Source organism: Lentzea roselyniae (assembly GCF_039537795.1).
GTDB lineage: Bacteria > Actinomycetota > Actinomycetes > Mycobacteriales > Pseudonocardiaceae > Lentzea > Lentzea atacamensis.
In genome coordinates this window covers 44,125-68,839 of the sequence record NZ_BAABBE010000010.1, presented here as the reverse complement: position 1 = coordinate 68,839, position 24,715 = coordinate 44,125, and the positions used below count along the sequence as shown (strand labels likewise).

25 protein-coding genes are annotated in these 24,715 nt (G+C 70.7%); 10 read left to right on the top strand and 15 right to left on the bottom strand.

What is annotated here, in order from left to right:
- The first annotated feature begins 37 nt into the window (after positions 1-37).
- Complete coding sequence (locus tag ABFX45_RS19300; protein WP_346131543.1) at positions 38-721, top strand: class I SAM-dependent methyltransferase; 684 nt, start codon at positions 38-40, stop codon at positions 719-721.
- Here the strand turns inward: ABFX45_RS19300 and lnt are convergent.
- From lnt to ABFX45_RS19275, 5 genes are all read right to left on the bottom strand, one after another.
- Positions 636-2,111: an apolipoprotein N-acyltransferase gene (lnt, locus tag ABFX45_RS19295; protein WP_346131542.1), complete on the bottom strand. Its 1,476-nt coding sequence runs from the start codon at positions 2,109-2,111 to the stop codon at positions 636-638. The two genes, ABFX45_RS19300 and lnt, sit on opposite strands and share 86 nt — an antisense overlap.
- Positions 2,098-3,516: a polyprenol phosphomannose-dependent alpha 1,6 mannosyltransferase MptB gene (gene mptB, locus ABFX45_RS19290; RefSeq protein WP_346131696.1), complete on the bottom strand. Its 1,419-nt coding sequence runs from the start codon at positions 3,514-3,516 to the stop codon at positions 2,098-2,100. Before mptB ends, lnt begins: the two co-directional genes overlap by 14 nt.
- Positions 3,517-3,619: 103 nt before the next feature.
- Complete coding sequence (locus ABFX45_RS19285; protein WP_170154948.1) at positions 3,620-5,167, bottom strand: sigma-70 family RNA polymerase sigma factor; 1,548 nt, start codon at positions 5,165-5,167, stop codon at positions 3,620-3,622.
- Positions 5,168-5,265: 98 nt separating this feature from the next.
- A complete protein-coding gene (locus tag ABFX45_RS19280) occupies positions 5,266-6,036 on the bottom strand; it encodes an SDR family NAD(P)-dependent oxidoreductase (protein ID WP_112225252.1) in 771 nt (256 codons plus the stop codon).
- A gap of 47 nt (positions 6,037-6,083) precedes the next feature.
- Complete coding sequence (locus ABFX45_RS19275) at positions 6,084-6,665, bottom strand: TetR/AcrR family transcriptional regulator (protein ID WP_346131541.1); 582 nt, start codon at positions 6,663-6,665, stop codon at positions 6,084-6,086.
- Positions 6,666-6,718: 53 nt separating this feature from the next.
- Between ABFX45_RS19275 and ABFX45_RS19270 the strand changes: the two genes are divergently transcribed.
- Entirely contained in the window at positions 6,719-7,741 is a 1,023-nt protein-coding gene (locus ABFX45_RS19270; RefSeq protein WP_346131540.1) for an alpha/beta hydrolase, read from the top strand.
- The gene (locus ABFX45_RS19265; protein ID WP_109636883.1) at positions 7,741-8,214 is read left to right on the top strand and encodes a GNAT family N-acetyltransferase; all 474 of its coding nucleotides are present in this window, start codon (positions 7,741-7,743) and stop codon (positions 8,212-8,214) included. The genes ABFX45_RS19270 and ABFX45_RS19265 overlap by 1 nt, the downstream gene beginning before the upstream one ends.
- Here ABFX45_RS19265 and ABFX45_RS19260 read toward each other — a convergent pair.
- Positions 8,207-9,046 (bottom strand): helix-turn-helix transcriptional regulator, encoded by an 840-nt coding sequence (locus ABFX45_RS19260; RefSeq protein ID WP_346131539.1) that lies wholly within the window; start codon positions 9,044-9,046, stop codon positions 8,207-8,209. The genes ABFX45_RS19265 and ABFX45_RS19260 overlap by 8 nt on opposite strands.
- Positions 9,047-9,146: 100 nt before the next feature.
- Between ABFX45_RS19260 and ABFX45_RS19255 the strand changes: the two genes are divergently transcribed.
- Positions 9,147-9,905 (top strand): SDR family oxidoreductase, encoded by a 759-nt coding sequence (locus tag ABFX45_RS19255; protein ID WP_346131538.1) that lies wholly within the window; start codon positions 9,147-9,149, stop codon positions 9,903-9,905.
- A 159-nt stretch (positions 9,906-10,064) separates the two neighbouring features.
- Here ABFX45_RS19255 and ABFX45_RS19250 read toward each other — a convergent pair whose 3' ends face one another.
- From ABFX45_RS19250 to ABFX45_RS19240, 3 genes are read right to left on the bottom strand one after another with little or no spacing between them, the layout of a single operon-like run.
- Complete coding sequence (locus ABFX45_RS19250; RefSeq protein WP_346131537.1) at positions 10,065-12,323, bottom strand: penicillin acylase family protein; 2,259 nt, start codon at positions 12,321-12,323, stop codon at positions 10,065-10,067.
- An 8-nt stretch (positions 12,324-12,331) separates the two neighbouring features.
- Positions 12,332-14,650, bottom strand: a complete 2,319-nt coding sequence (locus ABFX45_RS19245) for an ABC transporter permease (RefSeq protein ID WP_346131536.1) — start codon at positions 14,648-14,650, stop codon at positions 12,332-12,334.
- Positions 14,647-15,351: an ABC transporter ATP-binding protein gene (locus ABFX45_RS19240; protein ID WP_233441851.1), complete on the bottom strand. Its 705-nt coding sequence runs from the start codon at positions 15,349-15,351 to the stop codon at positions 14,647-14,649. Before ABFX45_RS19240 ends, ABFX45_RS19245 begins: the two co-directional genes overlap by 4 nt.
- A gap of 139 nt (positions 15,352-15,490) precedes the next feature.
- On the opposite strand from ABFX45_RS19240, the gene ABFX45_RS19235 reads away from it, so the two are divergent.
- Together ABFX45_RS19235 and ABFX45_RS19230 are read left to right on the top strand one after the other, a co-directional pair.
- Positions 15,491-16,267, top strand: coding sequence for a sensor histidine kinase (locus ABFX45_RS19235; RefSeq protein WP_215732130.1), 777 nt, complete (start codon positions 15,491-15,493; stop codon positions 16,265-16,267).
- On the top strand, positions 16,264-16,929 hold the full coding sequence (locus ABFX45_RS19230; protein WP_109636878.1) for a response regulator: 666 nt from the start codon (positions 16,264-16,266) through the stop codon (positions 16,927-16,929). The genes ABFX45_RS19235 and ABFX45_RS19230 overlap by 4 nt, the downstream gene beginning before the upstream one ends.
- A gap of 61 nt (positions 16,930-16,990) precedes the next feature.
- Here the strand turns inward: ABFX45_RS19230 and ABFX45_RS19225 are convergent, their stop codons facing one another.
- Together ABFX45_RS19225 and ABFX45_RS19220 are read right to left on the bottom strand one after the other, a co-directional pair.
- Positions 16,991-18,184 carry a PP2C family protein-serine/threonine phosphatase gene (locus ABFX45_RS19225; RefSeq protein WP_109636877.1) on the bottom strand — a complete coding sequence of 398 codons (1,194 nt, stop codon included), beginning with the start codon at positions 18,182-18,184 and terminating at the stop codon, positions 16,991-16,993.
- Positions 18,181-19,011 (bottom strand): alpha/beta fold hydrolase, encoded by an 831-nt coding sequence (locus tag ABFX45_RS19220; protein WP_233439532.1) that lies wholly within the window; start codon positions 19,009-19,011, stop codon positions 18,181-18,183. The genes ABFX45_RS19225 and ABFX45_RS19220 overlap by 4 nt, the downstream gene beginning before the upstream one ends.
- A gap of 43 nt (positions 19,012-19,054) precedes the next feature.
- Here ABFX45_RS19220 and ABFX45_RS19215 point away from each other — a divergent pair, with 43 nt between their 5' ends.
- On the top strand, positions 19,055-19,432 hold the full coding sequence (locus ABFX45_RS19215) for a hypothetical protein (RefSeq protein ID WP_109636875.1): 378 nt from the start codon (positions 19,055-19,057) through the stop codon (positions 19,430-19,432).
- A gap of 19 nt (positions 19,433-19,451) precedes the next feature.
- Positions 19,452-19,808 (top strand): 5-carboxymethyl-2-hydroxymuconate Delta-isomerase, encoded by a 357-nt coding sequence (locus tag ABFX45_RS19210; RefSeq protein ID WP_112225255.1) that lies wholly within the window; start codon positions 19,452-19,454, stop codon positions 19,806-19,808.
- Between the two features lie 47 nt (positions 19,809-19,855).
- Here the strand turns inward: ABFX45_RS19210 and ABFX45_RS19205 are convergent, their stop codons facing one another.
- The 3 genes from ABFX45_RS19205 to ABFX45_RS19195 form a co-directional block, all read right to left on the bottom strand.
- The gene (locus ABFX45_RS19205) at positions 19,856-20,944 is read right to left on the bottom strand and encodes an RICIN domain-containing protein (RefSeq protein WP_109636873.1); all 1,089 of its coding nucleotides are present in this window, start codon (positions 20,942-20,944) and stop codon (positions 19,856-19,858) included.
- 235 nt (positions 20,945-21,179) lie between these two features.
- A complete protein-coding gene (locus ABFX45_RS19200; RefSeq protein WP_109636872.1) occupies positions 21,180-21,386 on the bottom strand; it encodes a hypothetical protein in 207 nt (68 codons plus the stop codon).
- Entirely contained in the window at positions 21,383-21,613 is a 231-nt protein-coding gene (locus ABFX45_RS19195; protein WP_428834170.1) for a hypothetical protein, read from the bottom strand. The genes ABFX45_RS19200 and ABFX45_RS19195 overlap by 4 nt, the downstream gene beginning before the upstream one ends.
- A gap of 73 nt (positions 21,614-21,686) precedes the next feature.
- Between ABFX45_RS19195 and ABFX45_RS19190 the strand changes: the two genes are divergently transcribed.
- Entirely contained in the window at positions 21,687-22,088 is a 402-nt protein-coding gene (locus ABFX45_RS19190) for an Lrp/AsnC family transcriptional regulator (protein WP_346131535.1), read from the top strand.
- A 3-nt stretch (positions 22,089-22,091) separates the two neighbouring features.
- Here ABFX45_RS19190 and ABFX45_RS19185 read toward each other — a convergent pair whose 3' ends face one another.
- A complete protein-coding gene (locus tag ABFX45_RS19185) occupies positions 22,092-23,123 on the bottom strand; it encodes a LacI family DNA-binding transcriptional regulator (RefSeq protein WP_346131534.1) in 1,032 nt (343 codons plus the stop codon).
- Between the two features lie 216 nt (positions 23,124-23,339).
- Here ABFX45_RS19185 and ABFX45_RS19180 point away from each other — a divergent pair, with 216 nt between their 5' ends.
- Positions 23,340-24,707 (top strand): GH1 family beta-glucosidase, encoded by a 1,368-nt coding sequence (locus tag ABFX45_RS19180; protein ID WP_112226204.1) that lies wholly within the window; start codon positions 23,340-23,342, stop codon positions 24,705-24,707.
- The last annotated feature ends 8 nt before the right edge of the window (positions 24,708-24,715 follow it).

Here is a 24,715-nt window from a genome sequence, read left to right as displayed (position 1 = left end):
GTGGCGGCCGCGACCGCCACGGCGGTCCACTGGTGTGGTGGCGGCTCACGACGAGATCGCGGATTGGTACGAGGAAGAGTTCCTGGCGGGGCAACGCGGACGTGACCCGCTGGGCATCGACCGCGCGATCAGGGATCTGCTCGGCGAGGGCAGCGGCGTGTGCCTGGAGATCGGCTGCGGGACCGGGGTGCACGCCGTCCTCGTGCGGGAGCTGGGGTGGACGCCGGTCGGCGTGGACCTGTCCGCGGGGATGCTGCGCCACGCCCGTGGCCGGCTGCCGGTCGCGCGTGCCGACGCGGGGCGGTTGCCGTTGCGGGACAACAGCGTTCCCGCCGTGGTCTCGGTGATGGTGCATACCGACATGCCCGAGTACCCGGCCGTGCTGCGCGAGGTGGCCAGGGTGCTCGAACCCGGAGGGGTGTTCGTGCACGTCGGTGTGCACCCGTGCTTCTGCGGCGGGTTCGCCGATCGCAGCGATCCCGCCGCAGTCGTGCTCAAGCCCGGCTACCTCGACGGGCACTGGACCAAGGAGTCGTGGACCGAGCAGGGCATTCGCGACAAGGTCGGCGCCTCGCACTGGCCGTTGCCCGCCCTGCTCAACGCGTTCCTCGACGCCGGGCCGACGCCGCGGCGGTTCACCGAGGGAGGGCCTCCGCTTCCGCTCGTGCTCGGCGTCGCGACCACAACGCCACCAGACACGCACCGAACGCCCCGGCCGTGAACAGCACGTGGATCACGCCGCCGAACCTCGTGGCGAACGTGACGTCCGACCGCAGCGGCACGGAGTCCACCATCAGGGCGTCGGTGAACATGCCGGTCGACTGCACGACGCTGCCGTCCGGGCGCACCACCGCGCTCACCCCGCTGATCGCCGCGACCACGACGGCACGGCCGTGTTCGACGGCACGGAGGCGAGCCATGGCGAGCTGCTGGTAGGTCATCTCACCGCGGCCGTACCAGGCGTTGTTCGTCGGCACCACGAGGAGCTGCGCGCCCGCGGCCGCGCTCTCGCGCAGGACGTAGTCGTAGGCGACCTCGTAGCAGATGCCGACGCCGACACGGGTGTTCGCGATGTCCAGCACGCCGGGTTCGGTACCGGCGCGGAGGTCCTGCTGGTCGGCGAACGGCGTCACGAGGCGGGCCAGCGGGCGCAGCGGGATGTGCTCGGCGAACGGGACGAGCTCCTGCTTCGCGTACGACTCCCCCGCACCGGTGCCGGGATGCCAGCCGATGACCGAGTTCTCCCCGCCGCGCAACCCGCTCACCAGCACGGGCACGCCCAGGTCGTCGACGGCGCGGTCGATCACCGGGTCGCGGTCGCGGGTCCTGGTGGCGCTCTCCGGCCACACCACCAGGTCCGGCTTCGGCAGCGCACCGCCGCGGATCAGCGCCGTCAGCTCGGCGGTCTTGCGGAGGTGGTTGGCGCGCAACGTGTCCTGCGAGTTCAGCAGCCCGAGCCCGATGTCGGGGGCGTTGCCCTGGACGACCGCGACGGTCCGCTGGCCGTTCTGCGCGTCGACGGCGACCAGCGGGCCTGCCGCGAGCGCCGCCGCGAACGGCACCACCGCCCACCCCGCCCGCACGCGCGGCAGCCAGGCCGCCAGGCCGAAGCCGGTCAGCACGACCGCGAACGTCACCAGCGGGGCGCCGCCGATCACCGCGAGCTGCCCGAACGGCCCGTCCACCTGGCCGAACGCCACACGGCCCCACGGGAAGCCGTTGAACGGGACCAGGCCGCGCGCGGTCTCCTGCAGCACGAACAGCGACGCCGCCCACACCGGGGCCGCCGGCAGCCGCGAGACCAGCGGGAAGAGCGCCAGGGCAGCGCAGACGAACAGGGCCATGATCGCCGACAGCGCGAGCCACGGCGCCGGGCCGAACTCGGTGCCGAGGAAGTGCTCGATCCACAGCAGGTGCGGCAGGAAGAACGCCAGCCCGAACACGAAACCCAGACCGGCCGCACGCCGGGCACGCACACCCTTCAGCGCGAGCCACAGCACGACGAACGCCGGGACCGCGAGCCACCACAGCGTGCGGGGCGGGAAGCTCAGGGCCAGCGCGGCGCCGGCGAGGGCCGCCGCGCCGTAGCGGGCGAGGTCAGCTCTGCGCAACGGACACCCGCGCCTGACGCAGCACCAGGTACGCGCCACCCACCAGCGCGACCCCGAGCACGTAGGCCGTGATCAGCTCCGGCACACGGCCCGCGAAGTTGCCCGCGAGCGGCGGCACCAGCAGCGCGAACACGCCGGCCAGCACGGCGACCCCGGTGCGCCGCGGACCCGCGGGCAGGCAGGCGGCCAGCGGCAGCACCGCCCACAGCAGGTACCACGGCTGGATCACCGGCCCCAGCACCACGATCAGGCTCATCATCATCCCCAGCGCCGTCACCTCGGAGATCCCGCCGCGCAGCTGGCGGCTCAGCACCACCGCGACCCCGCACAGGATCAGCACGAACCCCGCGACCCGTGCCGAGGAAATCATCGCCTGCCCGCTCTCGGGCCCGAACACCGCACCCGCCAGATAACCGGGCCAGTTCGTCGGCGCCATCCAGCTGTTGATCTTCGACGGGGTCCCGAGCGCCTGCACCCAGCCGAAGCCGGAGCCACCGGCGAGCGCGGTCGCGACGGACACCCCGGCAGCGGCGACGACCATGCCCGCGCCGGCGGCCACGAACCGGACCCAGCCCCCGCCAAGCCTTCGTGCCAGCGCCGTTCCCACCACCGCGAGCGCCACCAGCGCGGGCAGCTTGACCTGCGCCCCGAGTCCGATGAGGACGACACCGGCCGTGAACGGCCACCACCGCAGCTCCGGCAGCGCGTGCAATGCGATCACCGTGCCGGACAGCATGAGACCGAGCATCAGCGCGTCGTTGTGGACGCCGCCGACGAGGTGCCACAGCACCAACGGGTTCAGCACCCCCAGCCACAGCGCCGTGCGCACCGGCGTCCCGGCGATCGCGGCCAGCCTCGGCACCGCCCACACCACGAGCAGCAGGCCCAGCACCGCGGCCAGCCGGTGCAGCACGATGCCCGCGACGGGATCGCCGCCGGTGACCTGGGCGATCGCCCGCTCGACCGCGGTGAACAGCGGCCCGTACGGGGAAGGGGTCTCACGCCAGTAGACGCCGACCCGTGCGACGGCCTCCGCGCTCGCGCCGGCCGCCGGGCTCACGACGTTGGGGTCCAGGCCGCGTGCCGCCACGTCACCCTGGGCGAGGTAGCTGAACACGTCGGCGCTGAACAGCGGCGGAGCCACGAGCAGCGGCGCGCACCACCACGCCAGGGTCCGGCGCAGCCACCGCGCGTCCGGCCTCGCGCGGCCGAGCAGCGCCCACGTCAGGACCACGAGCCCGGCGCCCGCGATGGCCAGGGCGAGCGCCATCGGCACCGCTCTGGTCGCCCACGCTCCCGCCGTGAGCAGCACCGCACCGCCGAAACCCGTCCAGCGCAACAGCTCCGGCGCCGGGGTCGTGGTGGTGACCGGCGCGGTCCGGCGGTGGGTCGGGGTCGACGGCATCTGCACGGAAGAGACAGTGCTTTCCGGACAGATCGTCATGCGTCCGACTGCGGTCGCGTTCGTCCGTACGACCAGGGGATGAAATTTTCTAGCTCGAAGTCGGTCAACCCGCGAAGTCGTGGGTCATCCACACGGTTCCCTCGGCGTCGCGGATCACCACGATGCCGATGCGCGAGAAGGACTTGCTGAGAATGTTCTTGCGGTGACCGTCGTTCGGCGGCTTCTCGTCGATCATGCTCTGGGTCAGGTTGAGCGCCATCCTGGAGATCGGGTCGACGGCGTCCTTCACCGGGCCGCCCATGCCGACGTTCTCGCCGACCGAGCTCCACTTCACGCCCGCCGCCGTGCTGCGCTCCCCCAGGCCCTTCTCGCCGGGGCACTGGTGCGACAGCCCGCAGCCGTTGGCCGTCATCGCCCTGGTGTGCCGGTCGGCCGCGACGACGAGCGCCGGGTCCACCTTCAGGGCGGGCAGGCCGTGCGCCGCCCTGGTCTCGTTGATCAGCGCGAGGACGCGCTCTTCCGGCGTGACCACGCGAACGGGCTCCGGAGTCGGCGTGGTCGTGGTGGTCGACGGTGTGGTTGTCGAGGTCGTGGTTGTGGTTTCCGCGACGGACGACGTGGTGGCCACCGTAGTGGGCGGTGGGGTGTTCGGGATCGCGACGGCGGCCGGCGGGTCGGACGGGAACAGCACCATGGTGCCGACCACTCCGACGAGGGCGCAGACCGCCGCCGCGCCCGCCACCGCGAGCACGGGCTTCGTGGAGGCGAGACCGGCCAGGCCGGACGGTTCAGCGAGGTGCGAGGCGGGTGCGCCGAGGTCGGAGGCGTGCGCGACGGGGTCGAGCGCCGGGTCGCGGAGGTTCTCCAGCAACCGCGGCAGGTACGCCGCCGGCACCGTCAGCAACGCGGCGCCGGTCAGGATCCGCTCGACCGGCATCGCGTCGTCCACCCCGCGCCGGCACCGCCCGCACTCGTCGACGTGCCGCAGCAGCCGCTTGCGCCACAACGGGTTCGGCTCGCCGGCCCATCCCTGCGCCGCCTGCCCGAGGCCGGGGCAACGCGGTTCGGCCGACAGCGCCCGCACGAGGTGCCGGATCGTCTCCAGGCGGCCCTTCAGCCTGCTCAGCCGCACGGTGACCGCGTGTGCGCCGAGGTCGAGCGCGTCGGTCACTTCTGCGCGGGTCAGCTGCCCGACGCGCTCCAGCGTCCACAACGCCAGCAGCTCGCGGTCGGCGGGGTCGAGCCAGCGCGCTGCCTCGTCGACCTCCCGCCGTTGCTGGGCGAAGTGCAGGCGGGACAACGCCACCTCGACGAACTCGGCGCCCGGATCGGCGCGGTCGTACTCCTCGAGCGGCGCCGGGGCCAGGTCACGGCGGCGGTGGTGCTCGCGGACCTGGTTGATCGTCACGGCGACCAGCCACGACCGGAACCGCTCCGGCTCGCGCAGGGAGTCGATGCCGCGGATCACCCGGAACATCGTGTCCTGCACGACGTCGTCGACGTCGGCGTCGGCGGACAGGGCTCTGCCGGCGACGTTGTAGACGAGCGGAAGACAGGCCGCGACGACCGCGTCGAGCGCCGCACGATCACCTGCCCGTGCGGCGATCACCTGCTCCGCGTCCAGCTGGCCCAGCCACTCCCGACCCGTCACGTCCAACACCCTCACTCAGTCGACGACTTCCGTACGCCATGGGGAGACCGGGCAGTCTCACGTCAGGTCACAGAAACCGGACCGTGAAGTGAGCCAGGTCACACGGCGACGACCGCCACCCCGGTCCGGCCGCCGTCGACGTCGAGCACGGTGCCGTGCACGAACGCCGCCTCGTCCGAGGCCAGGTAGACGGCGGCGGCGGCGATCGCGTCCGGATGCCCTGACCGGCCGGCGGGCGTTCCCCGCATCATCACCTCGCCGGGGTGGTCGGTCGCGGTGTCCCGGTCGGGCGACACGATCACGCCGGGCGAGATCGCGTTGACCCGCACACCGCGCGGCCCGAACTCCGCCGCCCACGCGCGGGTCATCGTCTCCATGGCGCCCTTGGTCGAGCTGTACAGCGAGCTGACGGGGACGGCGAGGCGGGCGATCCACGAACCGAGGTTGATGATCACGCCACCACCGGCGCCGATCATCGCCGGGACGAGGGCCCGGGTGAGGAAGAACGGCGCCTTCACGTTGACGCCGTAGACGCGGTCGAACGTGTCCTCGTCGGTCGTCGGGGTCGTCGTCGGCGGGTAGATGCCGGCGTTGTTCACGAGGATGTCGACCCTGCCGTTCACCACCTCCGCGGCCTGCGCGGCGAGCCGGTGACTCGCGGCCGCGGTGCCGTCGAGATCGGCGCGGACGAAGTCGGCCCGTCCGCCCTTCTGCCGGATCTGGTCGACGACCGCCGCGCCGCGAACCTCGTCGCGGCCGGAAACGACGACGTGCGCTCCTTCCGCCGCGAACGCGACGGCGATCGCACGGCCGATGTTGCTGGTGGAACCGGTGATGAGGGCCGTTCTGCCCTGCAGACGTTGTGCCATGCCCTCGAAGTTAGGTGGGTATTTTTGGACCAACAAGTCCAGAACCGTCAGCTGCGGAGATGGTCGATGAGCGTGTCCAGCGCCGCCTCCAGGTGGCCGACGGAGCCGGTCGTCCTGAGCAGCTGCACGCCGCCCTGGATGCCCGCGATGAACGCCGCGGCGGTGCGACCGGCGTCCACGCCCGCCCGCACCAGACCGGCCGCCTGCATCTCCGCGATGCCTAGGCGGATGTGCGCCTCCCACTGCCCGACCAGGGTGCTGACCACCTCCGTCGCCCCCGGTGTGCTGCCCACCTGACTCATCAGCGCGCCCAGCGGGCACGACCGGCCCTGAGCGCGGTAGCGGGCGACCACCGAGTCGCGCCACCGCTCCCACGCGGGCCACGAGGTCAGGGCGCCGAGGTGCGGCTGCTGGTCGTCGAGCACCCGGTCGGCCTCGTAGCGCGCGACGGCGAGGAAGAGCTCCTCCTTGCCGTCCGGGAAGTAGTGGAAGATCTGCCCCTTGCTGGTGCCGGTGATCGCCCTGATGTCGTCCAGCGTCACGCCTGCCGGGTCGTCGCTGCGCAGATGCGCCGCCGCGCCCTCGACGATGCGTTGCCTGGTCGCGCGGCCCTTTGCCGTCAGTGCCATGCCCCGACACTACGTTTTCTGGACTGGACGGTCCACTGTGGTTGACTGGCGTCATGCTGCCCTGGGAAGGCGAACTGGCCGGCCGGCTCGACCGGCACAACGTCGTGTCCGAGCTGCTGCGCGGCAACCCTCTCGGCGATCCGCACGAGCGGCCGCTGTGGGTGTACGTGCCGCCGGGCTACGACGAGACCATCGAGCTGTACCCGACGGTGTACGTCATCCAGGGCTACACCGGGCATCTGAGCATGTGGGCCAACCGCACGCCGTTCCGCCAGCCGTTCGTGGAGACCGCCGACGCGGTGTTCGCGAACGGCACGCCGGGTTGCATCGTGGTCTACGTCGACGCGTGGACGTCGTACGGCGGCTCGCAGTTCGTCGACTCCCCCGGCACCGGCCGCTACCACTCGTACCTGTGCGACGAGATCGTGCCGTGGGTGGACGAGCACTACCGCACGATCGCCGGGCCGCGGTCCCGCGCGATCATGGGCAAGTCGTCGGGCGGGTTCGGCGCGATGATCACGCCGATGCTGCGGCCCGACCTGTTCGGCGCGCTGGCGACGCACGCGGGCGACTCGCTGTACGAGCTCTGCTACGTCCCGGACTTCGGTCAGGCCGTGCGCGCGTTGCGGGACTACGACCACGACATCCAGGCGTGGTGGGCGGACTTCCAGAGCCGTCCCGCGTTCACCAGGCCGGAGGACATGACGCTGATCGGCACGCTGGGCGTCGCGGCGTGCTTCTCGGCGAACGAGGACGGCACGCCGCAGCTGCCGTTCGACCCGGTGACCGGTGTGCTGAAGCCGGACGTCTGGCAACGCTGGCTCGACTGGGACCCGGTGCGCATGGTCGCCACGCACGCCGACGCGGTCCGGTCGTTGCGGGCGGTGTGGATCGACGCGGGCCGCAGCGACGAGTACTTCCTCGACCTGGGTGCGGAGGCGTTCCGCGCCGCGCTGGCCAAGGCCGGGGTGCCGGAGGAACGCGTGCACTTCGAGCTTTTCGACGCGGGCCACGGCGGGATCGACTACCGTTACCCGCTCTCACTGGGGTGGTTGGCGGAGAGGCTGGCTCGCTGATGCGGGAAGTGACGTTGCGAGAGCTCGAAGACTCCGATCTGGACACGGTGTTCGAGATGATGCGTGATCCGGAGTCGGCGTGGATGGCCGCGTTCACCGCGGAGGACCCCGACGACCGCGAGGCGTTCGACGCACACATGCGCAAGATCCGGGCACGTACCGACGTCACCAACCGCGTGATCGTCGGCGACGGGCGGATGGTGGGCACCATCGCCTGTTTCGTGATGGACGGCGACACCGAGATCACGTACTGGGTCGACCGGTCGGTCTGGGGACAGGGCGTGGCCGGGCGCGCGGTGGCGCTGATCCTCGAAGAGGTGACCGTCCGGCCGTTGTACGGGCGCGTCGCCAGTGACAACGTCGGCTCGCTGAGGGTGCTGACCAGGGCGGGCTTCGAGAAGATCGGTACCGACGTCGGCTACGCGCCGGCGCGGAAAGCGGAGATCGAGGAGACGATCCTGCGGCTCAGCTGACGAACTTCTCGGTGCCCAGCACGCCGAGCAGCTGGAGCTTGTCGAACGCCTCCGTGCGCGGTGGTGCCGTCAGCACCAGCAGCATCTGTGACTGGTCCTCGGTGAAGAGCGCCTGGCAGTCCACCTCGATCTCGCCGAGCTGCGGGTGGACGAGCACCTTGTGGTCCTCGAACCTCTTCGCGACCTCGTGCCGGTCCCAGATCGCCGCGAACTCCGCGCTTTCCCGTTGCAGCACGCGGACCAGCTCACCGGCCCGCGACTGCGGGCCCATCGCGGCGTGGGCGGCGCGCAGGTTCGCGACCTGGGCACGACTCTGCCGGTCGCGGTCGTGCTCGGGGTAGATCAGCCGCTCGCCCGGATCGGTGAACCAGCGGTAGATCCCGCTGCGCGCGAGACCGGTGAAGCGGGACGAGTCGCCGTAGAGGGCCTCGGCGAACCGGTTCTGCACGAGGATCTCGCCGAGGTTGTTCAGGATCAGCGCGGGCGTGTCGTTGAGCCGGTCGAGCACCCGTTGCAACGCGGGCGCGACGTGCGTGCTGATGACCTGGGGCGACGGGGCGTTGCGCCCGGCGACGAGGAACAGGTAGTCGCGCTCGTCGTCGCTCAGCCGCAGTGCGCGGGCCAGCGCGGCCAGCATCTGCTCGCTCGGCTGCGGGCCGCGTTGCTGCTCCAGGCGCGTGTAGTAGTCCGTGGACATCGCGGCGAGCGACGCGACCTCCTCGCGCCGCAGCCCAGGGGCTCGCCTGCGCGCACCCACGGGCAGGCCGACGTCTTCCGGCCTGAGCTCTTCCCGGCGGCGGCGCAGGAAGGCCGCGAGTTCCGCACGATCCACACACCCAGTATGGAGGCCTTCTCGTGGCCAACCAGGGATCGCCGATCCCCCGATGAGCGCTCTCTGCCGCCGCTCGTGCGCTCTGCCCGAAGCTCGGTGCATGGACATCACCGGAAACACCGTCTTCATCCCCGGCGCCACCAGCGGCATCGGCCTGGCGCTCGCCCTCGCGCTGCGCGAGCGCGGCAACACCGTGATCGTCGGCGGCCGCCGCACCGAGCTCCTCGAGCAGATCGCCGCCGAGCACCCCGGCGTCGAGACCGTGCGCATCGACACCACCGACGCCGACAGCGTCCAGATGGCCGCCAAGGATGTGCTCGCCCGCTTCCCGTCGTTGAACGTGCTGATCACCATGGCCGGTGTCATGCGCGTCGAGGACTGGCGCCGCCCCGAGTCGTTCCTCGCGTCGGCCGAGGACATCATCACGACCAACGTCCTCGGCCCGATCCGCCTGATCGCCGCGTTCGTCGAGCACTTCCAGACCCGGCCGGACGCCACGATCATGACCGTCTCGTCCGGCCTGGCCTTCGCACCGCTCAAGGTGACGCCGAGCTACAACGCCTCCAAGGCCGCGATCCACATGCTCAGCGAGTCCGTTCGCCTGCAGCTCGCCGACACGTCGGTGCGGGTCGTCGAGCTGGAGCCGCCGTCGGTGCAGACGGATCTCCTGCCGGGCCAGGCGGACAACGACCACGCCATGCCGCTCGACCAGTACATCACCGAGGTCATGAGCATCATCGAGACGCAGCCCGACGTGCGGGAGATCCAGGTCGAGCGGGTGAAGTTCCTGCGCTACGGCGAAGCGCGTGGCGACTACGACCAGGTCGTCGCCACGCTCAACGCCACCGATCCGCACTAGTGGTGTGGCCCGGAAGGTTGCCGGGGGAATTCGCGGTCAGACGGGTGCATCGTGGTGCCGCCCCCGCGTCCTCGTACTGGTTGTACGGGGGCGCGGGGGCGGTGCCGCGAGGTGCCCTGCTGAGCGTGAATCACCTCGCCAACGGTCCGGGACGCGCCACTAGCTCACGTGCTGCACCTTCAGGTTGGGATCGCGGGCGATCTCCTGTTCGGAGAACCGCCCGCTCACCCACTTCTTCTGCACGTAGAGGTGTGCCTGGTCGTGGTGGTGCGGTGAGGCCTTGTAGGCCGACTGGCCGTAGACCAGGAGCGAGCTCATCCGCGGGCCGTTCTTGGTCAGTTCCACGGCCATCACGAAGCTGGTGCCGTGCGGAATGCGGGGAATCCGGTCCAGCGGCCGTGGCACTCCGGGTACCGAGATGACGTTGAAGCAGCCTTCCGGGCCGCGGCAGCCGTGGAGCGGGATGCCCTCGTAGTGCTGGACGTCGTCGAGTTTCACGTCGACGGGGAGGCCGGCGTTCGCGAAAGCCCTGACGGTGTCGGCGAAAGCACGTCCGATGCCGGGGTCCGCGGTGTTGAGGCCGCGCGGTGTGCGGGCGGGATCAGCGGGGTCGTACGGCACCAGCCAGAAGTCGATGCCGGGCCGCCGGGCCAGGCTGATGAAGGTGCGCCAGAAGAACGCTCCCCTGCTCTGTTCGCCCGTGTCGCCGGTGCCGCTCCACTTCGCCAGCGTCGCGCAGGCCTCGCGGACGTCGACCCTGTGCAGCGTCGGATTGGCCTGGCACAGCGCGACAACGGCTTTCAGCCCTTCCTCCGCGGTGAGGTTGCGGTTGCCGAACATTGACGCTTCCAAAGTGGACAGTGTGAAGCCGGGGCGGCCCAGCCCATCGCCGCCGTCGAGCCGGTCCGCGATCATGTCCAGGCCGATGCGGGTGCGGGGTGAGCGTTCGGTGCCGGTGTCGCCGACGATCGCGGGATAGCCGGTCAGCGGGGCGGCCGGGTTCGCGAGCCACGGGCTGTCGTTCATGTTGCTCACGTGGTCGTCGCGGAACAGGTGCGGCAACCTGGCGGGGCCGAGCGTTCCCGGTTGCACGGCGTCCGCGTCGGTGCCCCAGCCGCACGACGAGCGGCTGCCGTCGAGGATCACCAGGCCGACGTCCGGCCCGGTGCCGCAGCGGGCCCGCAGCTCGTCGGTGACGTGCGGGACGATCTGGACGTCGCTGTAGTACGCGGCGCCGGTGGAGTCGGCGGCGAGCGTGTTCACCCACGGCAGGGCCTGGTGGCGGACGAGTGCCTGGTGCAGGTCCTTGACGCTGCGAGCGCGGGCGATTGCCAGCCACTGGTCGAACACCGCGAGGTTGCCGAAGTTGGCGTCGCGCAACACGTGCGCGTTCGTCGTGGTCCACTGCAACGGGCCGGGATCGGCGACCACCGGGCCGTCCGGGGTGCCGTAGAGCGTTCTGGTCACCGGCTTGACGCTGCCGTCGGCCTGGCGCACGGGCACCGTGACCTGTTCCGCCGTCATGCGCTGCGGCCGGCCGTCGACGAGATAGCTGGTGGGGTCACCGGGAACGAGGGTGAGCCTGCTGATCGTGATGGTCCTCGCCTCGGATGCGGTGTGGGTCCAGCCGAGCCGGTCGTTGTGGCCGATGTTGACCAGCGGCACGCCGTACAGCCCGGCACCGCTCACGTTCAGCTCGCCGGGAATCGTCAAATGCTGCTGGTAGAACCGCATGTCGTCGTCCCACATGAAGTGCGGGTTGCCCAGCACCATCCCGGTGCCGCCGGTCGCCGTGCGTCCCAGCCCGAACCCGTTGCTGCCCGGCCGTTGCTCGGGACGTCGCACCAGCTTCGTCGGAGCCGGTGCCCCAGGAGGCTGGGCGGCCACCACGGCTTCCTGCAGCCCGTCACCACCGGTGATGCCCGCGATCTGGTGGACGCGCCGCCACACGTCGAGCTCGGTGATCGGCCGCACCCAGGCCGCGCCCCGGCACCGGGCGTCGGGCAGGTCGGCGACCCCGGTCCTGGCGAGGTAGCGGTTGAAGCCGGTGACGTAACCGCGCACGAGGTCCCGCGCCTGCCGGGACTGGCCGGAGAGGGCTCGCTCGATCACGCCGGACTGGTTGACCCGCTGGTGGTAGAGGTCGCTGACGAGGTTGTTCTCACCGGACTCCGTGGTGGCGTCCTGGCCGAACCACCGCGAGCGCCGCGCCTCCAGCGTCACCACGATGTCGGCCATCATGCACGCGTTGTCCTCGGCGAACGCGTAGCCCAGGCCCAGCCCCAGATTCCGGTGGTCGGCCGCGCGCACGTGCGGGATTCCGTAGGACGTCCGCCGGATCGTGGCGCCCTCTCCCCCGGCGTGGCTCACGGCGGGTAAAGCGAGCAGCAACGTGAGCGACATGACGATCAGCCGCATGGTTCCCCCTATTCGTTGTGCAGAACGGTGGCGATCGAGAGGCGTGCCGCGCCCCTGGACGGCACGAGTGCGCCGAGCACGGCGATCACGACTCCCGCGAGAGCCAGCAGCACGAGCGCGGGCGCGTGGTAGACGTTCATCAGGATGTCCACGGCATCGGCCTGGCCCGCGTGCGCCATGGCGGGAACGACGAGTTGGTGCACCACAACGCCCACAGGCACGCCAACAAGTCCGCCGACCACGCCCAGCGCGCCCATCGAGGTCACCAGCATCACGGTGACCTGGCGCGGGGTCATGCCGATCGACTTGAGCATGCCGAGGTCGCGGCGGCGTTCGCGGGCGTTGAGGACGACGGTGTTGAAGACGCCGAGTGCCGCCACCGCCCCGAGAACCAGGGTCAGCACGGTCGCGGCGCTGATGAGGATCACCGCCGTCGACGACGAGCCGTCGCGCGGTGGCAGGACGCGCAGACCCGGATCCCCCGCCGCGATCGCGGCGGTGAAGGTCTGCCGGTCCGTGCCGGGCGTGAACCGGACCTGGTAGGAGTGCGCGCGGGTGCCGGGCGCGAGAACGTCCAGGGCGGTCCAGTCCGCGAAGATCTGGTCCTCGTTGTTGGTGAGGACGACGCCGACGATCTTCAGTTCGGTCCGGTTCTCGCCCGCCTGCACGGTGATCGTGTCGCCGACGCCGAGCCCGCGCTGGTTGAGGAACCGCGACGGGGCCACGACCTGGCCCGGTCCGTCCGGCCAGTGCCCCGTGAGCACGCGCGGACCCAGTGCGCCGGTGTCCCCGCGGTAGAAGAAGATCATGGCGTCCTGCGTGCCACCGGCGACCTCGGTTTCCAGCTGCGACACCGCCATCACCGCGTTCGTGCCGGGCAACGAGCGCAGCATCTTCTCGTCGTCGCTGTCGCTCAACGTGGCGGCGGGCGGCTCCCCCGTCTCGGGTGTCCGCATGACCGGCATGCCCGGCGGCCGTCCTGCCAGCACCTCGACACGATCGGTGTAGGACGGACGGACCGCGTCGTCGTACGCCGCGACCGACATCGTGACACCGGCGGCGAGCGTCACGGTCATGACGCCCAGCACCACCGATGCCAGCGTCAGCGCGCTGCGGCCGGCGCGGGCGAACGGCACGCCGAGGCCGAGGCTGACCGAGCGCGGCAACCGCGTTCCGCTGAGCCAGCGCTGGATCCGCAGCGCCCGCCCGGTGTGCGTGGTGATGCCCGCGCTGATCGCCCTGGCGGCCGGCAGCCCGCGGGCACGCAACGCCGGGACGAGCGCCGCCGAGATCACGAGCGCGGGCATGCCCAGCAGTGCCACGGCGTTCACCCACGGCGCGAAGCTCAGCTCGGTCACGCCGAAGCCCTCGACCGCGTCCTGCACGACCGGTTTGGCGAAGACGTTGCCCGCCACCGTGCCGAGCACGCAGCCGGCGACCGCGGGGATCGAGACCATCACCAGGTACACCGCCATGACCTGGCCCGGCGTGAAGCCCAGCGCCTTGAGCACGCCGATGTGCCGGAAGCCCGCGACGACCGCGCCGCTGACGACGTTGGCGACGATGAGGACCGCCACCACCAGGCCGAGCACACCGAAGATCATCAGAAACGGGATGAACACGCCGAGCTCGGACGTGGCCTTGTCCCTGACGGTGAGGTGCGACAGGGTGCCCAGCAGCGCGCCTTCCGGAAGGCCGGCGGTCACGGTCTGCTGTCCCTCTGCGACCTCGGCCGCGGTGGCGGCCTTCTGGAAGCGGTAGAGCATCTGCAGCGCGGTCGGCTGCAACGCCTTGACCTGATCGGGAGTCACCCAGGCGTCGGCGGAACCCGTGACGGAGTGGGCGAAGCCGACCACCGTCAGCTTCGGGCGTCCGGCGGCGGTGATCTCGAAGCCCACGTCCGTCCGGCCTTCGCCACCCGGCACGCGGTTCAGGACGATCTCACCGGGCGCGGTGGCCCATCTGCCCCGCCACACGGACAGGCGGTCGACCGAGCCGCCGGGATCCGCCCGTCCGGCGACGGTGAGCGTGCCCATGAACACCTCGCCGGTCGAGGTGTCCAGAGTGGACTGGAGGAACGGGCCGGCCGACTCGGTCTGCCCGCTCCTGAGCTGGTCCTCCGACACCTTCGCCGGATCGAACGCCGCGGTGAGGTGCGCTCCGCGGTGCGTGGCGAACGCCCGGTCGAACGGCGCGGCGGCGGATTCGAGCAGTCCGAGGGCCATCACGAGCGTCGCGGTCGAGGCGCACACGACGACGCCGATCACGATCGTCTGCAGCATCCGGCGGCGCACCGCGGCCCACGCCGCGCTCCACACCGCGGTCACAGCGCCTTCTCCTGGGTGCGCTCCAGGCTCTGCTCCCGCTCGATCCTGCCGTCGACGACCTCGATCACCCGGCTCGCACACCGGGTCGCGAGCCGTTCGTCGTGCGTGACCAGCAGCAACGTCTGGCCGATCTGGTTGAGGTCGAGCAGCAGGTCCATCACCTGCTCGCCCGACCTGCTGTCCAGCGCGCCGGTGGGTTCGTCGGCGAGCAGCAACGCGGGCCGGTTCATCAACGCCCGTGCGACCGCGACGCGCTGCCGTTCCCCGCCGCTCAGCCGGGCCGGGTAGACGTTCTTGCGGTTCTCGATGCCGAGCTCACCGAAGAGCTCCAGCGCCCGCCTGCGCGCCTGACCCGCCGGAGTGCCGGTCAGCTGGGCGGCGAGCGCGACGTTGTCCAGCGCCGACAGGTCGTCGAGCAGGTTGAAGAACTGGAAGATCATGCCGATCCCGCGCCGGCGGAACAGGGCGAGACCCGTCTCGTTCAGCGAACCCAGGTCCGTGCCGTGCACGACGACCGAGCCGGACGTCGGCCGGTCCAGGCCCGCGATCATGTTCAGCAGCGTCGACTTGCCGCTGCCGGACGGACCCATCACCGCGACGGCCTCCCCGGCGCGCACGGTGAGCGACACCCCGTCGAGCGCTGTCGAGTCGCTGTACTCCTTGCGCAGGTCCGATATCTGGACGACCGCGTCGTTGTTCATGGCCGCCATCCTGTTCGGCGCGACGGGACCGGGCATCAGTCCGGGGAGGTAACCTGCCCGGCGGGGTCATCCCGGGGATGTAGCCGCTGCATCCGGGGAGTGATGCGCGCACGTCACGCGCTCTGGGAAGGTGAGTCGGGTGTGGGAGTTGATCGTGGCCGTCCTCGCCTGCCTGACCGCCGGTTTCCTCGCGGTGCGGCTGGCGGTGGCGAAGCGCGCGTACGCCCGTGCGATGGAGGAACGCGGCTGGCTGCTTGAGCGGGAACGGGAAAGCGCCGCCCGTGGGGCCGTGGACGCCGAACGAGCCAGGATCGCCAGGGAGCTGCACGACATCGTGAGCCACAACGTGAGCGTCATGGTCGTGCAGGCCGGTGCGGCACGCCGGGTGCTCGCGACCGGGGCCGAGGAGGCGACCGGCGCGTTGCTGGCGGTGGAGTCGGCCGGGCGCGACACGATGACCGAGCTGCGGCACATGCTCGGCCTGCTTGCACCGTCGGCGGACGGCGAGGACCTGCTGTCGCCGCAACCAGGTCTGAGCAGGCTCGGCTCGCTGGTCGACCGGATGTGCTTCGCCGGGCTGCCGGTCGAGGTCCGCATCTCGGGCGAGCCCCGCGAGCTGCCGTCCGGAGTGGACCTCACGGCGTACCGGATCGTCCAGGAGGCGCTGACCAACGCGCTCAAGCACGGCGACGGCGGAAAGGCGGACGTGACCATCAGGTACGCGGACCACTCCCTGCGGGTCGAGGTGCTCAACAGCGGCCCGAGTGTGCTGTCGGGAGCCGCGGTGTCCACGAAGGACGGCGAGGGACGCGGCCTGCTCGGCTTGCGGGAGCGCGTCGCCGTGCTGGGCGGCGACCTCGACGCCCGCAGACGGCTCGGCGGCGGGTTCCGCGTCCGGGCGAGGATTCCGCTGTGACCGCGCCACGGGTGGTGATCGCCGACGACCAGGCGTACGTGCGCATCGGCTTCCGCATGATCCTGACCTCGGGCGGCATCGACGTCGTGGGCGAGGCGGCCGACGGCGCCGAGGCGGTGACGGCCGTGCGGGACCTCAAGCCGGACGTCGTGCTGATGGACATCCGCATGCCCACCATGGACGGCCTCGAAGCCACCCGCCGCATCGTGCGCGAGTCACCGGACTGCCGCGTGCTGATGCTGACGACGTTCGACCTCGACCGGTACGTGTACGACGCACTCGCCGCCGGTGCCAGCGGGTTCCTGCTCAAGGACGTCACCGCGGAGCACCTCGTCGCCGCCGTGCGCCTGGTCGAGACCGGTGACGCGCTGCTCGCCCCGTCGATCACCCGCAGGCTCGTCGAACGGTTCGCGTCCGGCTCGCCTGCCGCGCGAGCCCCTGTCGTGCACCGGGATCTGGCCGCGCTCACCCCGCGCGAACGGGAGGTGCTGACACTGGTCGGGCACGGACGGTCCAACGCCGAGATCGCCGACGACCTCACCCTCAGCGAGGCGACGGTCAAGACCCACGTGGCCCGAATCTTCGCCAAGCTGGCGCTGCGCGACCGGGCCCAGGCCGTGGTGCTCGCCTATGAGACCGGGCTGGTCGCACCGGGCGGCTGAACGCTCAGCGCCGGCAACGCCGTGTCGCCCTCGACACCGTCGCCCAGGCCGCCGTACCCGCCTACGAAACCGGGCTGATCGCGCCGAGCGGTTCAACGCCGAACGCGAGCAACGCCGTGTCGTCCTCGACGCCATCGCCGAAACCCGCGAGCAACCGGCCCGCCGCGGCGATCACCGACACAGCAGTGGCCGGTGCCAAGCCGGCCAGGTCGTCTCGCAGCTCCTCCTCGCTGTAGCGGACGGCGCCGTCGACTCGTGCCTCGGTCAAGCCGTCGGTGTAGCACAGCAGCACGTCGCCCGGCGTCAGGCGGAGCTCGGTCGTGACGACGCGGGCGTCCGGCAGCACGCCGACCAGTTGCCCGCCCGGCAGTTCCACCAGCTCCGCGGTGCCGTCCGCGCGCAGGAGCAGCGGCGGGGTGTGCCCGCCGGTGGCCAGCGTGACGGTGGCGCCGTCGCCGGCGGGCCGGATGCAGCCGTAGATGACCGTGCACAGGCGCGATTTCGCGTGGTTGAGGACGGTGTTGAGGTTCTTCAGCACGCTGACCGGATCCGGGTTGTTGATCGCCGCGGCGCGCAGGGTGTAGCGCGTCAGCGAGGTCACCACCGCCGCGTCCACGCCCTTGCCGGACACGTCGCCGAGGAAGAAGCCCCAGGTGTCGCCCCCGAGCGGGAACACGTCGTAGAAGTCGCCGCCGACCTGGTCGAGCGACGCCGGGTGGTAACGGGCCTCGACCTGCACTCCGGGTATCACGGGCAGCGCGGGCGGCAACAGGGTCTGCTGCAACGTCCTCGCCAGCTGCTGGGCCTTGTCACGTTCCCGTTCGGCCTGCTGCCGGGCGCGCAGCAGCTCCTCCTCGTACGCGCGCCGGTCGCGGGCGTCGAACACCGTCGTGCGGATCAGCTGCGCCTCGCCGCCGGGACCGTTCTTGACGGTGGAGGTCAGCAGCACCGGCAGCCGCGTGCCGTCCGCGGTCCTCACCTCCAGCGCGACGCCGCCGATCTCGCCCTGCATCTGCAGCAACGGCGCGAAGTGCGTCTCGTAGTACATCCGGCCGCCGACCGTCAGCAGCTCGGGGAACCGCCTGCGGCCGACGAGCTCGTCCCGGTCGTAACCGAGCCAGGCCAGCAGCGTCGCGTTGATCTTCGCGATGGTGCCGTCCAGCAACGTCGAGACGTAGCCGCAGGGCGCGTTGTCGTAGAGGTCCTCCGCGCTGTCCTCCAGCAACGCCGCGAACGTCCCGCTGTCCCACGTCATCGGGTGTCCACGAACTCCAGGATCGCCTTCGCGGTGATCTCCGGTGCGCTCAGCTGCGGGCAGTGTCCGGTCGCGTTCAGCGTGACCAGCTCGCTGCCGGCGATCTGCTCGTGCGTGTACTGCCCGACCTCCGGCGGCGCGATGGCGTCGACGGCGCACTGGATCACCAGCGTCGGCACGGTCACCCTCGCCAGGTCGGTGCGGTTGTCCGACAGGAACGTGGCGCGGGCGAACACCCGCGCGATCGCCGGATCCGTGCGGCAGAAGCTGTTCTTCAACTCCTCCGCGAGCTCGGGCCGATCGGGGTTGTCCACGATGACCGGTGCCATCGCGGCGGACCAGCCCAGGTAGTTCGACTCCAGCGCGGCGAGCAGCTCGTCGACGTCCTCCCGGCTGAACCCGCCGCGGTAGTCGTCATCGTCCACATAGCACGGTGAGGGCGTGAGGAGGACCAGCTGCGCGAACCGTTCCGGCTCCCTGTTCGCGGCCAGCACGGCGATCATGGCGCTGACCGAGTGACCGACCAGCACGACATCGCGCAGGTCGAGCGCGCTGCAGATCTCCAGCACGTCGTCGGCGTACCCGTCGAGGCCGCTGTAACGCTCGGCGGACCACGCGCTCACGTCCGAGCGGCCGCACCCGGTGTGGTCGAACAACACCACGCGACACCGTTCGGCCAGGTCCGGGACGATTCTGCGCCACAGGTTCTGATCGCAGCCGAAACCGTGTGCGAGCAGCACGGCTGGACCGGTCTCGTTGCCGGTGACCACGACGTTGTTCCTGCGCAGGACGTCCACCCCGCCGATACTAGGTGTGACGGCGGCCATCGCGGGTATCTATCCCTCGAACTTGCTCCAGGAAGGAACGACAATGCCGCGCCGTCTGGTCGTACTGCCGCTCGCCCTGCTCACCACCGCGGCCGCGCTCGACGTGCTGCACGTGTTCACCGGACTGCCCGCTGCCGTGGCGTGGCACCTGATCACCGCTGGCCTGCTGCTGGGCATCGCGGTGGCGTCCGCCGAGTGGCTCGACCGGATCTTCGCCGAACCGGCCACCCGCACGTCCGGGCATGATCTCGGCATCGCCGCTGTCCTGGTGCTGTTCGGCGTGAGCTGGGTGCTGCGGCTCGGCCAGCCGGAGTGGGAACCGACTCTCGCGGCGGCGTTCGCCGGGTGGGCGGGTGCGTTCGGCTGGCTCGCGCTCTCGCTCGCCGGGCGCCGGACTCGGGTCGCCGCGCATTCCTGTTGATCACCGGTAGCGTGGGCGCATGCCGCAGATCACCGTCGAGCACTCCGCGGAGCTGAGCGGGGCGTTCGACCGCCGAGCCTTCGCCCTCGCGCTGCACCAGGCCTTGTCGCCGCTGGTCAGCTCGGAGGTGGCCGCGTTCAAGACGCGGTTCCGCCAGATCGAGGAGTGCGTGATCGGCGACGGCTCCCCCGCGGCGATGATCCACGTTCGGATCGGGCTGTTGTCGGGACGGCCGGCCGAGCTGAAGCAGGAGGTCGGGCGGGTGGGCATCGAGCTCGCGCGTGAACACCTCAAGCCGGTGGAGGGACTGCCGACGCAGCTCACGCTCGAGGTGTACGACATGGATCGCGAGCAGTACCAGAAGCTGGTGGTCTGACGGTCGCACCGGCCCCGGGCTCGGGACCGGTGCGCTCCGAGCGGTCGTCAGAACCGCCACTGCTGGTTGGACTGCCCCGAGCAGGACCACAGGATGAGCTTGGTGCCGTTGGCGGAACCCTGACCGCTGGCGTCGAGGCACAGGTTGGACAAGGCGTTGGTGATGGTGCCGTTGGCGTTGACGTTCCACTGCTGGTTCGCGCCGCCGGTGCAGTCCCAGATCGCCACCTGCGTGCCGTTGGTCGTGCCCCAGCCCGAGGCGTCCAGGCACTTCGTGCCGTAGACCACCAGCTGCCGGTTCGAGGTGTAGGCCCAGCTCTGGTTGGTTCCGCTGTGGCAGTCCCACAGCTGGGTCTGGGTGCCGTTGGTGGTGGTCGCCCCGGGAACGTCCACGCACCGGCCTGACGGGACGCCGGCGATCCGCTTGCCCGCCACGGGATCACCGATGCTGCCGGGCACGCTGCGCAGGGCGCTGTACCAGGTCGCGGCCATCTTGTCGTAGCCGGTCGCGGTCGGGTGGACTCCGTCGATCAGGTCGTTGGTGGTGAGCGCGGAGTGCATGTCGACCAGGCGCACCCGCTTGCCCGCGTTCACCTTGCTCTGCACCATGCCGGGGATCGTGGCGTTGTAGGCGCGGGCAGCGGACTCCTGCCCCGCGTTCGACAGCGGGATGATCGTCGCGACGAACACGTCGGCGTTGGGCGCGGTCGCGGTGATGCGGTCGACCAGGGCCGACAGGCGGGCGGGCGCGTTCGCCAGGTCGTGGTTCTGGAGCACGTCGTTGGTGCCGATGTGCAGCAGAACCGTGCGCGGAGTGGTGTTGCGGAGCCAGGTTTCGACGTTCGCGTGGATCTGGTCGATGCGCCAGCCGGGGTGGCCCTGATGGTCGTGGTCCCCGAGCGACGCCGGGCCGTTGAACTCCGAGCCGACGAAGTCCACGCGGTAGTTCGCGCTGGTGGCCCGCTGCCACAGCCCGATGCGGTAGCCGCCCGGTACCTGCGTCCCCTCGGTGATCGAGTCGCCCAGCGGCATGACGCGTGTTCCGCCGTTGGACTCCGCGAGCGCCGGTGCGGCGGGCAGTGCGGTGGCGACCAGCGCGGCGGCGCAGACGATGAGCCGCCGTAACTTTGCGTGCATCTGTTCTCCCGTCCCAGGAAACCATGGTGCGTTAGCGCTAACACTGGATAACGCAGCGACTTCACGTCAAGGGCCTGACCACCTGAGACGACAAGAATGGCCGCACAAGCTCTTCCCTTGTGGTGCAGGAAATTTGAGATTTGCAAGTTTCAGTTGTCTCAGCTGGCACAACGTTCTTGCCGTCGCTTTGCCTAGCGTTAGCGCTCACATCACATCTGCCTGGGGTGCACGAGAACTACACCTCCTGCCGTGGTTCGGAGTCCTTGCCCAGCGGTCCGGCCCACTGCTGCGGCCGGAACGCCCGTGCGATCTGCGGGGTGATCTTCAGGCTGTCCGGCCCGTGCCGGCGCGCGATCACCACGTTGAACAGCAACCACAACGCCCACGCCAGCAAGGCGATGGTCGGCAACGCCGCGATGGTGACGACAACGGTGAGGTTCATGCCGGCTGTCCTCTGCGCAGCGCGAGCTCGGCGAGCACGGCGGCTCCGTCCGTCAGCACCGCGTCGTCGAACACCGCGAGCGGCGAGTGGTTGCCCGTCCGGCCGTCTCCCGCGCCGAGCAGCACGAACGTGCCGGGCACCTCGCGCACGACTCGGGAGAAGTCCTCGCCGCCGGGCAGCGGGTTCTCCAACAGCCCCGGGAAGGCTCCGTGTGGAAGCTCCGCCACCAGGAGGTGCTCCGCGCGCTGCACGACGGACGCCGGACAGCGGTGGACATCGGGGCCGCGATCGGGCGCAGCGGTGCGCCGCTGGCTCAACTGGATGATGGAGGACGGCCTGCTGTCGTTCCGCTGCGAGGTCGCGCAGCCCATCACCGGATGGCCGATCGCCACGACGTTCTGGGCGCGCGTGCCGCCCGACCAGCTCGACGAGACCGCCACGAAGCTGGCCGCACGGACGGAGGTGCGGCTGTGCGCGGCGGTCACCGGGTCGGACAACCTGATCACGACGCTCTGGTTGCGGTCGCTCGGCGACATCCAGCGCGTGGAAGCGGAGCTCGCGACCAGCCTGCCTCAGCTGACCCTCACCGACCGCGCCGTCACGTTGCGCGCGGTGAAGCGGATGGGTTGCCTGCTCAGTGAAAGCGGGCACATCACCGAGGTGGTGCCCATCGATCCGTGGGCACCAGGCATCTCGGCCTGATGTTCAGGCTCCGCAGGAGTCCCTGACGACCAGCCGGGTCGGCAGGATCACCGGGTCCTCGCGGCCAGTGCCGGTGATCATGGCCATGATCGCTTTGGCGGCCGCCACACCGAACCCCGGTTTGTCCTGGGCCACCGTGGTGAGCGCCGGATCGACCACGGAGGCGATCTCGATGTCGTCGAACCCGACGATCGCCAGGTCGTCCGGCACGCGCAGTCCCGCGGCACGGGCGGCCAGCAGCGCTCCGACCGCCATCTCGTCGCTGGCCGCGAACACAGCCGTCGGCGGCTCGTTCAGTGCGAGAAGTCGTTGCATGGCAACGGTTCCACTCGTCCGGTAGAAGTCACCGGCGACGACGTACTCGTCGCGCGGCGGCAGACCGGCCTCCCGCAGTGCATCGCGGTAGCCGGCGACACGGGCCCGGGAGGGCTGGTTGCCCGGCGGGCCCGTGATCGTGGCGATCCGGGTGTGACCGAGTCCAGTGAGGTGCCGGGTGGCCGCCCGCGCGCCGCCGGCGTTGTCGGAGGTCACGTAGGTGGCTCTGGGGCCGTCGACGGCTACGTCCAGCGCGACGCACGGAACTCCTGACTGCGCGAAGGCTTCGAACGCCTCGGCGTCGGAACCGCTGTCGATCAGGACGAGCCCGCCGAGGTGGTGGCGGCGGGTCATGTTCACGTAGCCGACCGGATCAGCGAGCGACGCGCCGACCTCGCGGGCGTCACCGCTGGTCGCGAGCATCAGCAGGTGGTAACCGTGGACGCTGAGCGCGGACTTCAGCCCGATCAGCAGGTCCTGCAGGTACGGGTGCCGCCAGCCGGGCCTGCGGTGGTCGGTGTCCCAGACCAGTCCGATCATCGTGGACTGCTTCGTCGACAACGCCCGCGCGGATTCGTTGGGCTGGTAGCCCAGCTCCCGCGCGACTCGCAGCACTCGTTCCCGCGTTTCCTCGTTGACCGTTTCCGGCTGGTTGAAGACACGCGACACCGTCGCCACGGACACACCGCAGAGCTGGGCGATCTCACGCCCGGTCGCCATCGGACCTCCGTTTCACCGTAAGCGGTTACATCATCGTACGAGCAGCAGTTTCCCTGTTCAAACGACTGCCACAGTCGACTCGTTTATCGTTTTGTTACTTGACGGGCTCGGTGTGACCCGGTTGTCATGGGCCCCGCACATCCCCGGCAGTGTTCGGCCGCCAGATCGTCGGCGGCACCATGCCGGGCGCCGTCAAGGGCTGACCTCGCGAAGGAGATCGGTGTGAGTTTTCCGGACGGCTTCCGCTGGGGTGTGGCGACCTCGGCCTATCAGATCGAGGGGGCGGCGCGGCTCGACGGCCGCGGTCCGTCCATCTGGGACACGTTCGCGGCGGTGCCCGGCGCGGTCGCGAACGGCGACAACGGCGACGTGGCGGCGGACCACTACCACCGCTGGGCCGAGGACGTGCGGTTGCTCGTCGACCTCGGCGTGGACGCGTACCGCTTCTCGGTGTCGTGGCCGAGGATCCTGCCGGAGGGACGCGGCCGGGTGGAGCAGCGCGGCCTCGACTTCTACCGGCGGCTCGCCGAGGCGTTGCTGGGCAAGGGGATCGAGCCGTTCGTCACGCTGTACCACTGGGACCTGCCGCAGGCGCTGGAGGACCTGGGTGGCTGGCGCAGCCGCGACACGTCCTACCGGTTCGCCGACTACGCCGCGACCGTGCACGAGGCGCTGAGCGACGTCGTCACCAAGTGGGTCACGCTGAACGAGCCGTACTGCTCTTCGATCGTGGGCTACGGCGAAGGCCGGCACGCCCCCGGCGCCAGGGAAGGTCACGGCGCACTGGCGGCGGCGCACCACCTGTTGCTGGGGCACGGTTTCGCCGTGCGGGCCATGCGCGCCAACGGTGCGGCCGGCCAGGAGTTCGGCATCGTGCTCAACCAGTCCCCCACCGTGCCGGTGACGGACTCCCCCGCCGACGTCGCCGCCGCGAGCCGGCAGGACTGCCTGTTGCGCAGGCAGTTCACCGACCCGCTGTTCGGCGGGACCTATCCGGACGAGCTGACCTCGATGTTCAGCGAGATCACCGACTTCTCGTTCCGGCACGACGAGGACCTGTCGATCATCGGCGAGCCGCTGAACCACGTCGGTCTCAACTACTACTACCGCCTGCACGTCGCCGACGCACCGCACCGGGAGCCGGATCCCGCCAAGCGCACCGCCCACGACATCGGCGTCGACACGACCCAGCTGCCGGACGTGCCCCGCACCGGCATGGGCTGGCCGGTGGAACCCGCCGGTCTCACCACGGCGCTGACGGACCTCAAGGCCCGTCACCCCGATCTGCCTCCCGTGTACGTCACGGAGAACGGATGCGTCTACCCGGACACGGAAACCTTCGAGGACGACGACCGCATCGCCTATCTCCGCGACCACATCGCCGCGGCCGAAGCAGCCGCGGCGGCCGGAGTGGACCTCCGCGGCTACTTCTGCTGGTCGCTGCTCGACAACTTCGAGTGGGCGCACGGCTACAAGCACCGGTTCGGCCTGATCCACGTCGACTACGCGACCCAGCGCCGCACACCGCGCGCCAGCTACCGCTGGTACCGCTCGTTCATCAACGCTCGGCGGCAGGACAGCTGACGGCCGGA

Bases quoted from the DNA above. Each gene is read 5' to 3' on its own strand.
- mptB (WP_346131696.1), bottom strand. From the start codon at position 3,516: ATGCCGTCGACCCCGACCCACCGCCGGACCGCGCCGGTCACCACCACG.
- ABFX45_RS19280 (WP_112225252.1), bottom strand. From the start codon at position 6,036: ATGGCACAACGTCTGCAGGGCAGAACGGCCCTCATCACCGGTTCCACC.
- ABFX45_RS19275 (WP_346131541.1), bottom strand. From the start codon at position 6,665: ATGGCACTGACGGCAAAGGGCCGCGCGACCAGGCAACGCATCGTCGAG.
- ABFX45_RS19270 (WP_346131540.1), top strand. From the start codon at position 6,719: ATGCTGCCCTGGGAAGGCGAACTGGCCGGCCGGCTCGACCGGCACAAC.
- ABFX45_RS19265 (WP_109636883.1), top strand. From the start codon at position 7,741: ATGCGGGAAGTGACGTTGCGAGAGCTCGAAGACTCCGATCTGGACACG.
- ABFX45_RS19255 (WP_346131538.1), top strand. From the start codon at position 9,147: ATGGACATCACCGGAAACACCGTCTTCATCCCCGGCGCCACCAGCGGC.
- ABFX45_RS19250 (WP_346131537.1), bottom strand. From the start codon at position 12,323: ATGCGGCTGATCGTCATGTCGCTCACGTTGCTGCTCGCTTTACCCGCC.
- ABFX45_RS19240 (WP_233441851.1), bottom strand. From the start codon at position 15,351: ATGAACAACGACGCGGTCGTCCAGATATCGGACCTGCGCAAGGAGTAC.
- ABFX45_RS19225 (WP_109636877.1), bottom strand. From the start codon at position 18,184: ATGACGTGGGACAGCGGGACGTTCGCGGCGTTGCTGGAGGACAGCGCG.
- ABFX45_RS19220 (WP_233439532.1), bottom strand. From the start codon at position 19,011: ATGGCCGCCGTCACACCTAGTATCGGCGGGGTGGACGTCCTGCGCAGG.
- ABFX45_RS19215 (WP_109636875.1), top strand. From the start codon at position 19,055: ATGCCGCGCCGTCTGGTCGTACTGCCGCTCGCCCTGCTCACCACCGCG.
- ABFX45_RS19210 (WP_112225255.1), top strand. From the start codon at position 19,452: ATGCCGCAGATCACCGTCGAGCACTCCGCGGAGCTGAGCGGGGCGTTC.
- ABFX45_RS19205 (WP_109636873.1), bottom strand. From the start codon at position 20,944: ATGCACGCAAAGTTACGGCGGCTCATCGTCTGCGCCGCCGCGCTGGTC.
- ABFX45_RS19200 (WP_109636872.1), bottom strand. From the start codon at position 21,386: ATGAACCTCACCGTTGTCGTCACCATCGCGGCGTTGCCGACCATCGCC.
- ABFX45_RS19185 (WP_346131534.1), bottom strand. From the start codon at position 23,123: ATGGCGACCGGGCGTGAGATCGCCCAGCTCTGCGGTGTGTCCGTGGCG.